This is a genomic window from Pseudomonas sp. BT-42-2, assembly GCF_025847435.2.
In the GTDB taxonomy this organism is placed as follows: Bacteria; Pseudomonadota; Gammaproteobacteria; order Pseudomonadales; family Pseudomonadaceae; genus Aquipseudomonas; species Aquipseudomonas urmiensis.
Map to the genome: position 1 here is coordinate 1 of NZ_JAOYTM010000031.1, position 12443 is coordinate 12443.

At 61.4% G+C, this 12443-nt stretch carries 11 protein-coding genes; 4 read left to right on the top strand and 7 right to left on the bottom strand.

Going from position 1 to position 12443, the window contains the following annotated elements:
• Positions 1-76: 76 nt before the first annotated feature.
• From tcyN to tcyJ, 3 genes are read right to left on the bottom strand one after another with little or no spacing between them, the layout of a single operon-like run.
• Positions 77-838, bottom strand: a complete 762-nt coding sequence (gene tcyN / locus OIU19_RS24980) for an L-cystine ABC transporter ATP-binding protein TcyN (protein ID WP_264237257.1) — start codon at positions 836-838, stop codon at positions 77-79.
• 2 nt (positions 839-840) lie between these two features.
• Positions 841-1509 (bottom strand): cystine ABC transporter permease, encoded by a 669-nt coding sequence (gene tcyL / locus OIU19_RS24985; RefSeq protein WP_186552892.1) that lies wholly within the window; start codon positions 1507-1509, stop codon positions 841-843.
• Positions 1506-2300 carry a cystine ABC transporter substrate-binding protein gene (tcyJ, locus tag OIU19_RS24990; protein ID WP_264237258.1) on the bottom strand — a complete coding sequence of 265 codons (795 nt, stop codon included), beginning with the start codon at positions 2298-2300 and terminating at the stop codon, positions 1506-1508. The genes tcyL and tcyJ overlap by 4 nt, the downstream gene beginning before the upstream one ends.
• 381 nt (positions 2301-2681) lie before the next feature.
• On the opposite strand from tcyJ, the gene epsC reads away from it, so the two are divergent.
• Both epsC and betT read left to right on the top strand, forming a co-directional pair.
• The gene (gene epsC / locus OIU19_RS24995) at positions 2682-3614 is read left to right on the top strand and encodes a serine O-acetyltransferase EpsC (protein WP_264237259.1); all 933 of its coding nucleotides are present in this window, start codon (positions 2682-2684) and stop codon (positions 3612-3614) included.
• A gap of 251 nt (positions 3615-3865) precedes the next feature.
• On the top strand, positions 3866-5863 hold the full coding sequence (betT, locus tag OIU19_RS25000) for a choline transporter BetT (protein WP_264237260.1): 1998 nt from the start codon (positions 3866-3868) through the stop codon (positions 5861-5863).
• A 129-nt stretch (positions 5864-5992) separates the two neighbouring features.
• Here the strand turns inward: betT and tauD are convergent, their stop codons facing one another.
• Genes tauD through tauA form a run of 4 tightly spaced genes read right to left on the bottom strand, consistent with a single transcriptional unit; the run spans position 5993 to position 9494 of the window.
• Positions 5993-6826, bottom strand: a complete 834-nt coding sequence (gene tauD, locus OIU19_RS25005; RefSeq protein ID WP_264237261.1) for a taurine dioxygenase — start codon at positions 6824-6826, stop codon at positions 5993-5995.
• A 52-nt stretch (positions 6827-6878) separates the two neighbouring features.
• Positions 6879-7718 (bottom strand): taurine ABC transporter permease TauC, encoded by an 840-nt coding sequence (gene tauC / locus OIU19_RS25010; RefSeq protein ID WP_264237262.1) that lies wholly within the window; start codon positions 7716-7718, stop codon positions 6879-6881.
• A complete protein-coding gene (gene tauB / locus OIU19_RS25015) occupies positions 7715-8509 on the bottom strand; it encodes a taurine ABC transporter ATP-binding subunit (protein WP_186552881.1) in 795 nt (264 codons plus the stop codon). The genes tauC and tauB overlap by 4 nt, the downstream gene beginning before the upstream one ends.
• Before the next feature lie 13 nt (positions 8510-8522).
• Positions 8523-9494, bottom strand: coding sequence for a taurine ABC transporter substrate-binding protein (tauA, locus tag OIU19_RS25020; protein WP_264237263.1), 972 nt, complete (start codon positions 9492-9494; stop codon positions 8523-8525).
• A gap of 596 nt (positions 9495-10090) precedes the next feature.
• Here tauA and OIU19_RS25025 point away from each other — a divergent pair.
• Together OIU19_RS25025 and OIU19_RS25030 are read left to right on the top strand one after the other, a co-directional pair.
• Positions 10091-11425, top strand: coding sequence for an OprD family porin (locus tag OIU19_RS25025; RefSeq protein ID WP_264237264.1), 1335 nt, complete (start codon positions 10091-10093; stop codon positions 11423-11425).
• Positions 11426-11582: 157 nt separating this feature from the next.
• On the top strand, positions 11583-12221 hold the full coding sequence (locus OIU19_RS25030; protein ID WP_186552877.1) for a peroxiredoxin: 639 nt from the start codon (positions 11583-11585) through the stop codon (positions 12219-12221).
• The last annotated feature ends 222 nt before the right edge of the window (positions 12222-12443 follow it).

Below are 12443 nucleotides of genomic sequence, written 5' to 3' on the forward strand. Positions count from 1 at the left end.
GCCCCGCGATAGCGCCAGTGAATTCACCGACGCTATCGCGGGGCAAGCCCGCTCCCACGCTCAGATCAACAGGTGGTTAGTCTTGCGAGGCCGCCGTCCCCAAGAACTTACGCAAGAACTGTCGCGTGCGTTCTTCCTTCGGGTTGGCAAACAACGCCTTGGCTTCCCCTTGTTCGACGATTACCCCCTTGTCGAAGAAGATCACCCGATTCGCCACATCCCGGGCAAAGCTCATCTCGTGGGTGACGATGATCATCGTGCGCTGCTCTTCGGCCAGGCCGCGGATGGTTTCCAACACCTCGCCGACCAACTCCGGGTCGAGCGCTGATGTCGGCTCGTCGAACAGGATCACGTCCGGCTCCATGGCCAAGGCCCGGGCAATCGCCACCCGTTGCTGCTGGCCACCCGACAGGCGCCGTGGGTAAGCGTCTTCCTTGCCCGCCAGGCCGACCTTGGCCAGCAAGCGCCGCCCTAGCTCGACAGCCTTGTCGCGCGGCGTCTTCTTGACCACCAATGGCCCTTCGATGACGTTCTCCAAGGCGGTGCGGTGCGGGAACAGGTTGAAACTCTGGAACACGAACCCGGCCTGTTGGCGCAGCCGGCGGATCGCACTCTGCTGGCCGCCCAGCGGGCGATTGGCATCGATGCTAATGTCGCCGATCTGGATGCGTCCGGCATCGGGTGTTTCCAGCAGGTTGAGGCAGCGCAGGAAGGTGGTCTTGCCCGAGCCACTCGGGCCGATGATGGCAATGACTTCGCCGGGCTGTACGGTCAGGTTGATCCCGTTGAGTACGGTCTGGCCTTTGAACCGCTTGGTCAGGCCTTCTACTACGATCATCTTCAGTGCTCCTGGTCATGCTGGTTGACCCGCGCTTCCATGCGGTTCTGGAAGTGCGCAAGGATCGTGCAGAGTATCCAGTAGACCACTGCCACGGCCAGGTACATGGTGAACACTTCGAACGTGCGCGCGGTGATCAACTGCGCCTGGCGGAACAGCTCGGGGACCTGGATGGTCGCCGCCAGGGCGGTGTCCTTGACCAGCGAAATGAAGCTGTTGCCCAGCGGCGGCAGGGCGGTGCGCATGGCTTGCGGCAGGATCGCCCGGCGCATCGCCTGGGTGCGGGTCATGCCGATGCTGGCGCAAGCTTCCCACTGGCCACGGTCGATCGAGGAGATCGCCGCACGGAGGATTTCACAGATATACGCCGCCATGTTCAGCGACAGGCCAATCAGCGAAGCCGGGATCGGATCGAGCTCGATACCGATCTGTGGCAAGCCGAAGTAGATCACGAACAGCTGCACCAACAGCGGTGTGCCACGGAAGAACGATACGTAGATGCGCGCCAGCCAGTTCAGCGGCAAGATCTTCGACAAACGCATCAGGGCCAGGGCAAAGCCCAGGACCAGGCCGAAGAACATGCCACCAACGCTGAGCAGCACGGTGTAGCCTGCGCCCTTGAGCAGGAAGGGCGCTGAATCGGCTACCAGTTGCAGGCTTTCTTCAATCATTTAGTCACGTCAGCGCCAAAGTACTTCTCGGACAGCTTGGCCAGGGTGCCGTCGGCCTTGAGTTTGTCCAGCGCCTTGTTGATCGCGTCGAGCAGTTCCGGCTCGCCTTTGCGCAGGGCCACGCCCGATTCCAGGCGCGAGAAGGGTTTGCCAGCCAGCTCGGTGTCCTTGGCTTTCTGGGCGTATTCCAGGGCGGCGAGGCGGTCGATCAGGATCGCATCGATACGACCATTGCGCAGGTCGGCGAACTTGGTTGGATCGTCTTCGTAGGTGCGCACTTCGGCTTTGGGCACGTCTTGCTTGACCCATTGCTCGTAGTTGGTGCCCAGGCCTACACCGACCTTTTTGCCAGCCAGGTCTTGGGCGCTCTCGATTTTCAGGTCTGCGGCCTTCTTCTTCAGGATCAGCGCCTGGATGCCGGACACGGTGTAGGGCTCGGAGAAGTCGTACTTCTTCTTGCGCTCTTCGGAGATGGTCACCTGGTTGATCACCACGTCCAAACGTTTGGACTCGAGGGCAGCGAGGATGCCATCCCACTTGGTCGGCTGGATCTTGGCCTTGACCCCCAGCTCCTTGGCCAGCAGCTCGGACAGCTCGACTTCAAAGCCGGCCAGCTTGCCGTTTTCGTCCTGGAAGCTGAAGGGCGGGTAGGTGCCTTCGAGGCCGACGCTGAGCACGCCTTTGTCCTTGATGGTCTTGAGCTGCTCACCGGCGAAGGCCTGGCTGAGCAGACCGGTGCCCAGCAGGATGGCCAGGCTGGCGTTGAGTAGCGGTTTGGCGAATTTCGACATGTCAGAGCCCCGCGCTTGTTGTGGAAGTGGTGGGTGGCGACTATAGGGGTGGGCTGTATAGGCCTGGAAATAATAAAAACTTATTTTGTTATTCCCATTGATAATTTTTGTCAGTGATCAGGCAGCTCTGAGGGTAGTCCGTCAGTGCTGCTTATGCCCGACTTAGCGCAGGATGGAATAAAGCGTTGTTTTTTCCAAGAGGGTTATTTGCCGTAGAGTGATCACAGGCGCCGCCAGCGTAACGTGGGGGCGGGATGTGGGAGCGGGCTGGGCCCGCGATGGCAATCATGAATTCGCCAATGCCGTCGAAGCCAACTCGCTCCCACCCGTCCACATTACCTCGTACTTTCCAGAACAATCCCGGCCAGCCAGGAGACCACCGTGAGCGAACAACCATCCCCAGGGCATTGGCAACTGCACAGCATCGTCAGCGGCTTGCGCGGCGCGCGCGAGCAGTGGCGAACCCGCAACGGCCGCAGCAGCGGCGAGCAGGGCGGCCGTGAGTTGCCGTCGCGTGAAGCGGTTAGGCAGATCCTCGAGCAGCTGTGTGGCGCACTGTTCCCCATGCGCTTGGGTCCGGTGGACTTGCGCGAAGAGAGCGAGGACTTCTACGTCGGCCACACCCTCGACGCAGCCCTGACCTCGCTATTGACCCAGGCCCGGCTGGAATTGCGGTACGCCACGCGCCAGGGCAAGACCGACCTGAGCGACGTCGATGCCCATGCCCTGCGCTTGATCCAGGACTTCGCCGCTGCGCTGCCAGCCCTGCGGGTGCTGCTCGATACCGATGTGCTGGCTGCCTACCACGGCGACCCGGCAGCGCGCAGCGTCGACGAAGTACTGCTGTGCTACCCCGGTATCCTGGCGATCATCCACCATCGCCTGGCTCATCATTTGTACCAGGCCGGCCTGCCGCTGCTGGCGCGGATCAGTTCGGAGCTGGCGCATTCGGCCACGGGTATCGATATTCACCCTGGGGCGCAGATTGGCCCGAGCTTCTTCATCGACCACGGCACGGGTGTGGTGATCGGTGAGACGGCGATCATCGGCGAGCGGGTGCGCATTTATCAGGCAGTGACCTTGGGCGCCAAGCGCTTCCCGGCGGATGAGTCGGGAACGCTGCACAAGGGCCATCCGCGTCACCCGATTGTCGAGGACGATGTGGTGATCTATGCCGGGGCGACTATTCTCGGGCGTATCACCATCGGCAAGGGCTCGACCATTGGCGGCAACGTCTGGCTGACCCGCAGCGTGCCGGCTCAGAGCAATATCACCCAGGCGAATCTGCAGCTTGATTGTGAGGGCAAGCAGTAATCGATAGTGCCGAGATAGAGCGTGGGAGTGGGCTTGATCTGCGACAGCGAGGGTGGATGCAGCGCCGCTATCGCGGGGCAAGCCCGCTCCTGCGGGCGGGTGTTGCGGGTCGCAATGAATACCGATCCATGTTTAACTTGAACGCTTGTTCAAAGTAAAACGCTGGTCGCTGCCGGTGTTCAACAGGAGGAATAGCCTTTGCTGAACCCGTTCAATTTCTACCTCACGCCCCGCGTGGAGGTGCCTGCGCAATGAGTGCACCTTCCACCTCCTCCAGCAATATCCGCATGAACCCTCCGGTGTTCTATTTCGCGGCAAGTTTCATCCTGATCTTCGGCCTGGTGGTCATTGCCAACCCTCAAGCGGCAGGCGATTGGCTGCTCGCGGCACAGAACTGGGCGGCCAATACGGTTGGCTGGTACTACATGCTGGCGATGACCCTGTACCTGGTCTTCGTGGTGGTCACCGCCTTGTCTGGCTACGGCAAGATCAAGCTCGGTGCCGACCACGACGAACCCGAGTTCAGTTACCTGTCGTGGGCCGGCATGCTGTTCGCCGCAGGCATCAGCATCACCTTGTTCTTCTTCTGCGTCTCCGAACCCCTGACCCACATGCTCCAACCGCCGCAAGGCGAAGGCGGTACGGCCGAGGCTGGGCGGCAGGCAATGCAGGTGCTGTTCCTGCATTGGGGCCTGCATGGCTGGGGCGTGTTCGCCTTCGTCGGCATGGCACTGGCGTACTTTGCCTATCGCCATAACCTGCCGCTGGCGCTGCGCTCGGCGTTGTACCCGCTGATTGGCAAACGCATCAACGGCCCGATCGGCTACGCAGTGGACGGCTTTGGCATCATCGCCACGGTGTTTGGCCTGGGCGCCGACATGGGCTTTGGCGTGCTGCACCTCAATGCTGGCCTGGACTACCTGTTCGGCATCGATCATAGCCAGTGGGTGCAGGTCATCCTCATCACCTTGATGATGGGCGCGGCGGTGGCCGTGGCGGTCGCCGGGGTGGAGAAGGGCGTGCGGGTGATGTCCGACATCAACCTGTTTTTGGCCTGTGCGCTGCTGTTGTTCGTGCTGTTCGCAGGGCCCACCCAGCACTTGTTCAATACCTTGATCCAGAACCTGGGCGACTACCTCGGCGCCTTGCCGCGCAAGAGCTTCGACGTTTATGCCTACGGCGAGAACCGCGACTGGCTGGGTGGCTGGACAGTCTTCTACTGGGCTTGGTGGATTGCCTGGGCGCCGTTCGTGGGCTTGTTCATCGCGCGGATCTCGCGTGGCCGGACCATCCGCGAGTTCGTCTTCGGCGTGCTGCTGATTCCGCTGGGCTTCACCCTGGCGTGGATGTCGATCTTCGGCAACAGCGCCCTGGACCAGGTGATCAACCACGGCATGACCGCGCTCGGCCAGTCGGCGTTGGATAACCCGTCGATGAGCCTGTACTTGCTGCTGGAAACCTACCCTTGGAGCAAGACGGTGATCGCCGTGACGGTGTTCATCAGCTTCGTGTTCTTCGTCACCTCGGCAGATTCCGGCACGGTGGTGCTTTCCACCCTGTCGGCCAAGGACGGCAACGCCGACGAAGATGGCCCGAACTGGCTGCGGATCTTCTGGGGCGCGATGACTGCGCTGATCACCAGCAGCTTGCTGTTCGCCGGCAGTATCGATTCGCTCAAATCTGCAGTGGTACTGACCTCGCTGCCGTTCTCGCTGATCTTGCTGTGCATGATGTGGGGGCTGCACAAGGCGTTCTATCTGGAGTCGCAACGGCAGATCGCGCAGATGCACTCGCTGGCGCCGTTCGCCCAGTCGCGCCGCGGCCGGGGTGGCTGGCGGCAACGCTTGAGCCAGGCGGTGCATTTCCCTTCACGCGATGAGGTGTACCGGTTCATGGACGATGTCGTGCGTCCGGCGATTGCCGAGGTGCGCGAGGTGTTCGAGCAGAAGGGCCTGGTACTGATTACCCAGGATGACCCGAGCCATGACAACGTCAGCTTGAAGATTGGCCATGGTGAGGAACAGCCATTTATCTACCAGGTGCAGATGCGTGGCTATTTCACCCCGTCCTTCGCGCTGGGTGGGTTGGGTACCCAGGATTTGAAGAACCGACGTTATTACCGGGCCGAAGTGCATCTGGCCGAAGGTAGCCAGAACTATGACCTGGTGGGCTACAGCAAGGAGCAGATCATCAACGACATCCTCGACCAGTACGAGCGGCATATGCAGTTCTTGCATTTGGTCAGGTAACAGATTGGGTCTGCTTTGCAGCCCGCCGCGCTGGTTCGGCGCCCCGACAAGCCCGCTCCCGGCGCTGTACTTGTGGGAGCGGGCTTGCCCGCGAAGGGCCGCAAGGCGGCCCCAAACAGGCAATACAGCTCAATAAGGCGCATCCCCAAGGATGGTCGCCCGATGCATCACCCGCCGCTGCGGCCGATAGTCATCCACCGCGTAATGCTGGGTCACGCGGTTATCCCAGAACGCCACGTCGTTCTCCTGCCAGCGCCAGCGAATACTGAACTCCGGCCGCGTCGCATGGGCGAACAGTAGCTTGAGCAGCGCCTCGCTCTCTAGCTCGCTCAGCTCGTTGATCCGCGTAGTGAACCCCTCATTGACGAACAACGCCTTGCGCCCACTCACCGGATGGGTGCGCACCACCGGGTGCGACAGCGGCGGATTATTGCGCCGGGTCGCTTCCCAACGTTCGAGGTCTTGGGCCGTGGTGCCGAAGCGCTCCAGCGGGAACGACTTGGTGAAGTCATGGGTCGCCGTCAGCCCTTCAAGCATTGTGCGCAGCGGCGCCGACAGCGCTTCAAATGCAGCAACGCCACTGGCCCACAGCGTGTCGCCACCATAGGCCGGCAACTGCTTGGCACTGAGCACCGCGCCCAGCGCCGGGGTCGGCAGGAAGGTCACGTCGGTGTGCCACACGGCGTTGTCACGCACGTCGGTGACTGCCGTGTCGAGAATCAGCACCTGCGGGGTATCCGGCACGTTGGGGTAGATCGGATGAATATGCAGATCACCAAAGCGCGCCGCAAAGTTGGCCTGCTGGGCCGGGTTCAGTGGCTGGTCGCGGAAGAACAGCACCTGATGCTTGAGCAGCGCTTGTTCGATAGCGTCGCGCTGCTCTTGGGTAATCTCGCGGCTGATGTCCACGCCGCTGATCTGGGCGCCGAGCGCCGGGCTGAGAGGGGTGATGGTCAGGCTCATGTCGGTCTCTTCTGGTAAGCGTGCGCCGGGATGCCGGCGTGGTCAGTCGGCATCAGTGGCTTTGCCCGTGCCAGGGCACCAGCTTGCGTTGCAGGGCGCGCAGGCCCATCTCCAGGGCGAAGGCGATCAGGGCAATCAACAATATGCCCAGCACCACCACGTCGGTGACGAGGAACTGCGACGCCGACTGCACCATGAAGCCCAAGCCACTGGTGGCGGCGATCAGCTCGGCGGCGACCAAGGTCGACCAGCCGACGCCCAGGCCAATACGGATACCGGTGAGGATGTCGGGCAGGGCGCTGGGCAGGATCACATGGCGGATCAGCTGCGCTTTGCTCGCGCCCAACGACTGCGCGGCGCGCAGTTTGGCCGGGTCGACGGTGCGCACGCCGGTGGCGGTGGCGATGGCGATTGGGGCGAAGATCGCCAGGTAGATCAGCAGCACCTTGGACAACTCGCCAATGCCGCACCAGATCACGATCAGCGGCAGGTAGGCCAGGGGGGGGATCGGCCGGTAGAACTCGATCAGCGGATCGAGAATGCCGCGGGCGATGCGGTTGTAGCCGATGGCGATGCCCACCGGGATCGCGGTCAGGCTCGCCGCCGCCAGTGCCAGGCCGATCCGCCCTAGGCTCGCGCCCAGGTGCTGCCACAGGCTGGCGTCCATGTAGCCTTGGGTCAGCAGCACCCAGGCCTTGGCCAGGATGTCGGCAGGTGACGGCAGGAACAACGGCTCGACCCAGCCCGCGGCGGTCACCAGCCACCACAGTGCGAGCAGGGCGGTCAGGGTCAGGGCACTGATCCAGCGGGTCGGCAGTGGTCGGCGCAGCTTGATCACGGGCTTGCTCTGGCGGGTGGGTTTGCCGGCGACGGGCAATTCAAGGCTGCTCATAGGGACGCCTCCCGGCGGGTGGATTCGCGTTGCGAGAACACCCGCGCCAGCACGTGCTCGCGGGTTTCGATGAAACGTGGATCGGACTTGATCGCCCGCGCCGATTCACCGGCGGCGTAGCGCTGGCCGAAGTCCAGTTGCAGGCGCTCGACCACGCGACCGGGATTGGGCGCCAGCAACACCAGTTCGCTGGCGAGGAAAACCGCTTCTTCAATATCGTGGGTGATCAGGAACACCGGCTTGGCAGTGCGCTGCCAGACCTGCAACAACAGCTCTTGCATCTGTTCGCGGGTAAAGGCGTCGAGTGCGCCAAACGGCTCGTCCATCAGCAGCACGCGGGGGTTGGCCGCCAGTGCCCGGGCCAGGCCCACGCGCTGTTTCTGGCCACCGGAAAGCTGCCAGATACGCCGTTCGGCAAAGTCTGCCAGGTCGACCAGCGCGAGCATTTCGCGGGCTTTCGCCTCGCGCTCGGCGCGCGCTACGCCGGCCAGTTCCAGGCCAAAGGCAACGTTGCCGAGCACATCCTGCCAAGGCAGCAGGGCGTCGTCCTGGAACACCACCCCACGTTCGGCGCCGGGGCCTTGCACCGGTACGCCGTCAAGGGTGATGCGCCCGCCGCTGGGGGCGACGAAGCCGGCGATCAGGTTGAGCAGCGAGGTCTTGCCGCTGCCCGATGGCCCCAGGGCCACCAGCAGCTGGCGTGGACCCAGGCTCAGGTTGATGTCGGCCAGCACCGGGGTGGCGGCGCCGGGGTACTGTGCGCTGATGCGCTCCAGTTCAAGCAAGGCCATGACAGGCTCCGGATCAGTTGGGGAGGTATTTGGCGCTGACGTAAGGCGAGTAGTCCGGCAGTACCGCATCGACCTTGCCTTGTTGCTTGAGGAAGGTGGCGGTGTCTGTCAGCGCCTGGGTGGTCGGAGCACCGAGGGCATCGGCCTGGTCGGCGGCCAGCGGATAGACGTTGCCTTCCAGCAGGAGCGGGATGTCCGTGGACTTGGCGCCCGAGAGCTTGGCCAGCTTGGCCACGTTGTCAGGGTTGGCCAGCCAGGCTTTGGGGTCTTTGCGGTAGTCGGCGTAGGCGTCGAGGGTCACTTTGGCGAAGGCCTTGACCACTTCTGGGTGCTTGTCGGCGAAGTCCTTGCGCACGATCCAGGCGTCGAAAGTCGGTGCGCCTTTGTGCGCCAGTTCACCGGAGGTGATCAGTACCTTGCCGTTTTCCTTGGCCACGCCCAGGGCTGGGTCCCACACGTAGGTGGCGTCGATGTCGCCGCGCTTCCAGGCCGCGATGATCGCCGGTGGCGCGAGGTTGAGGATCTGCACTTTGGAGGGGTCGATGTTCCACGCCTTCAGTGCGGCGAGCAGGCTGTAGTGGCCGGTGGAGACGAACGGCACCGCGACTTTCTTGCCGATCAGGTCTTGCGGGGTCTTGATGCTGTCGCGGGCGACCAGCGCTTCACCGGCGCCGATCTGGGTGGCGATCAGAAAGGTTTCCACCGGCAGCTTGCGGGTGGCGGCAGCAGCCAGTGGGCTGGAACCGAGGTAGCCGATTTGCACATCGCCCGAGGCGACGGCGGTGATCACGTCGGCGCCGTTGTCGAACTTGCGCCAGTCGATGCTGGCCTTGCTGGCTTTTTCATAGTCGCCATCGACCTGGGCCACCTTGGCGGGGTCGACGGTGGTCTGGTAAGCGACGGTCAGGTCGGCTGCCTGGGCGAACCAGCTGGTGCTGGCGAGGGTCAGGGCGGCGAACAGGCGCAGCGGAGTATGCGGGATCATGGTTGAACTCCTCGTCAGGCAATCGGGATGATTATGGCGAGAAGACTAGATGATCTAAGAAATCGGAAATAAATAACTTTTTAGCATTAGCTTAGGAGCCAAATGCTTTAAGCCTGCGGGCCTCATCGCGGGACAGGCCCGCTCCCACGCAATCTGGGTCGTCCTCACGATTGTGGGCTCTGCGTGGGAGCGGGCTTGCCCCGCGATGAGGCCCGCACTGACAACCTGCTTGCCTGGAAAAATCAGGATCGCCTGCTAGCCTTTCGCGACCCTCAGATCGAAGTGGAATAAGGTTATGAGCAAACGTTTGCAAATAACCTAAAGCTCTATACGGGGTCGCCGATACAACTTTTGGTAGTAAAGGTTCCTAGGATATTCCGCAAAAGTCTTACCGATTCATAAAACAGTCATTTTGGATTTATAGGATTGTCATTATCCTGTAGCGCAGGGGGCGTCTTAGACCAAAGTCGTGAAACGATTAGAAATGATTGACTTCACGGTCACACTTTGGGACTAAATCGCCCATCCACGGCAGAGCGGGGCAGCAGATCCCGCCGCCTGAGATACACAAAAATTAGAACGTAGAGGAGCAAAACATGTACAAGTCCAGCCTGGCTCTGGCCGTGGCACTGGGGGTTCTCGCCCAACAAGCAGGCGCTGCTGGTTTCGTTGAGGACAGCAAGCTGTCCCTGAGCTCGCGCACCATGTACTTCGATAACAACAACCGTGAAGCTCACGGCGACAAGCCTCGTCCAGATCAGCGTGAATCTGGCCAGGGCTTCAAGCTCGACTACATCTCCGGTTTCACCGAAGGCACCGTTGGTTTTGGTGTCGATGCCCAGGCACTGTGGGGTATCCACCTGGATGGCGGTGGGGGCTACCACGGTAGCGGCTTCTTCCCGAATGATGGCGACAAGTCTGCAGCCCAGTGGGCGCGCTTCGGTGCCAACGCCAAGGCTCGCTTCTCTAAAACTGAAGCCCACTTCGGTAGCGCTCTGGCGCCAAACCTGCCGATCCTGGTTGCCAACGATGGCCGTCTGCTGCCGCAAACCTTCGAGGGTGGCACCATCACCTCCAAGGAAATCGACAACCTGACCATCAACGCCGGTCAGCTGACCCACGCCATGGGTCGTGCTTCGAGCAACCGTACTGGCCTGTCGGTCAACGGCGCCAGCGCTGACAGCAACAAGTTCCGCTACGGCGGCCTGGACTACAAGCTCACTCCAGACCTGACCCTGCAGTACTACTACTCGAACCTGGAAGACTTCTACAAGCAGCACTTCCTGGGTGCGACCCACGTCTTCAAGATCGCCGATGACCAGTCGTTCAAGACCGACCTGCGTTACTTCGATAGCAGCAGCGATGGCAAGAATGGCGACGGCGGTGGCTATAACTTCAACAACAACGGTGGTTATGCCAAGAATACTGGCGAGGTTGACAACAAGACCTGGTCGGCGATGTTCACTTACACCTTGGGCGGCCACGCGCTCATGCTCGGTCACCAGCAAGTCAGCGACGACGGTGGCTTCGTCTGGCTGAACCAAGGTTCGGTTACCGATAGCAACGGCGACTCGGAAGGTGCTGGCGGCGCTAGCTTCTACCTGTTCACCGATAGCATGATCAACCAATTCGCTCGTGCTGGTACCAACACCACTTTCGGTCAGTATTCTTATGACTTCGCTCGTGTAGGTGTTCCTGGCCTGAAAGCCTCGGTTGCCTACCTGCGTGGTGACGATATCCGTAACCGTTCGGGTAACGGCACCTACAACGAGTGGGAACGCGACGCCCGTATCGACTACGTAATCCAGGAAGGCACCTTCAAAGGTCTGGGTGCCAGCCTGCGTCATGGCGTCTACCGCGGCAGCGGCGAGAGCATCGCCGATCAGGATCAGACCCGTCTGATCGTCAACTACACTTACAACTTCATGTAAGTCGCAGTTGCACAAAAAGAGCCTCGCCTAGTGCGAGGCTTTTTTGTGCCTAAGATTTAGCATGCATTTTAGTTATAAATAAATCGATATTTATTCTTTTTGTTTTGAAGCGAAGACAGGCACATTGAACCCATAACGCAGACACAGGAGCCGCACCATGAGCCTCAAACTCGGCGACATCGCCCCCGATTTCGAACAGGATTCCAGCGCTGGCAAGATTCGCTTCCACGAGTGGTTGGGCAATAGCTGGGGCGTGCTGTTCTCGCACCCTGCCGATTTCACCCCGGTGTGCACCACCGAGCTGGGCCTGACCGCCAAGCTCAAGGATGACTTCGCCCAGCGTGGGGTCAAGGCCATCGCCCTGTCGGTCGACCCGGTCGACTCGCACCATAAGTGGATCGATGACATCAACGAAACGCAGAACACCGTGGTCAACTTCCCGATCATCGCCGACGCCGATCGCAAGGTTTCCGACCTGTACGACCTGATCCACCCCAACGCCAACGACACCCTGACGGTGCGCTCGCTGTTCGTGATCGATCCGAACAAGAAAGTGCGCCTGACCATTACCTATCCAGCCAGCACCGGGCGCAACTTCAATGAGATCCTGCGGGTGATCGACTCGTTGCAGCTGACCGACAACTACAAGGTCGCCACCCCAGGTAACTGGCAGGACGGCGACGAAGTGGTGATCGTGCCGTCGCTCAAGGACGAAGACGAGATCAAGCAGCGCTTCCCCAAAGGCTACCGTGCCGTGAAGCCCTATCTGCGTCTGACGCCACAACCGAATCGTTAAGCTATTCCTCGTTGCATTGCTCTTAGCCAAGCAGGGATCTTCGGGCCGTTTCGACGGCCCTTTTTTATGCCTGCGAGAAACCCAGGCAGCGTTGGCCTGGAAGACGGGCTACGTGGAGGAAGTGCTGCGTGGGAGAAGGGCTGCATGGAGGAACGGCTGCGTGGGAGCGGGCTGATCTCGTCGCGCAATTGCGCGGCGGCCTCGAACTCCAGGTCGCGGGCA

Excerpts from the sequence above, each read along its gene's own strand:
- tcyN (WP_264237257.1), bottom strand. The coding sequence starts at position 838 with ATGATCGTAGTAGAAGGCCTGACCAAGCGGTTCAAAGGCCAGACCGTA.
- tcyL (WP_186552892.1), bottom strand. The coding sequence starts at position 1,509 with ATGATTGAAGAAAGCCTGCAACTGGTAGCCGATTCAGCGCCCTTCCTG.
- tcyJ (WP_264237258.1), bottom strand. The coding sequence starts at position 2,300 with ATGTCGAAATTCGCCAAACCGCTACTCAACGCCAGCCTGGCCATCCTG.
- betT (WP_264237260.1), top strand. The coding sequence starts at position 3,866 with ATGAGTGCACCTTCCACCTCCTCCAGCAATATCCGCATGAACCCTCCG.
- tauD (WP_264237261.1), bottom strand. The coding sequence starts at position 6,826 with ATGAGCCTGACCATCACCCCTCTCAGCCCGGCGCTCGGCGCCCAGATC.
- tauC (WP_264237262.1), bottom strand. The coding sequence starts at position 7,718 with ATGAGCAGCCTTGAATTGCCCGTCGCCGGCAAACCCACCCGCCAGAGC.
- tauB (WP_186552881.1), bottom strand. The coding sequence starts at position 8,509 with ATGGCCTTGCTTGAACTGGAGCGCATCAGCGCACAGTACCCCGGCGCC.
- tauA (WP_264237263.1), bottom strand. The coding sequence starts at position 9,494 with ATGATCCCGCATACTCCGCTGCGCCTGTTCGCCGCCCTGACCCTCGCC.
- OIU19_RS25025 (WP_264237264.1), top strand. The coding sequence starts at position 10,091 with ATGTACAAGTCCAGCCTGGCTCTGGCCGTGGCACTGGGGGTTCTCGCC.
- OIU19_RS25030 (WP_186552877.1), top strand. The coding sequence starts at position 11,583 with ATGAGCCTCAAACTCGGCGACATCGCCCCCGATTTCGAACAGGATTCC.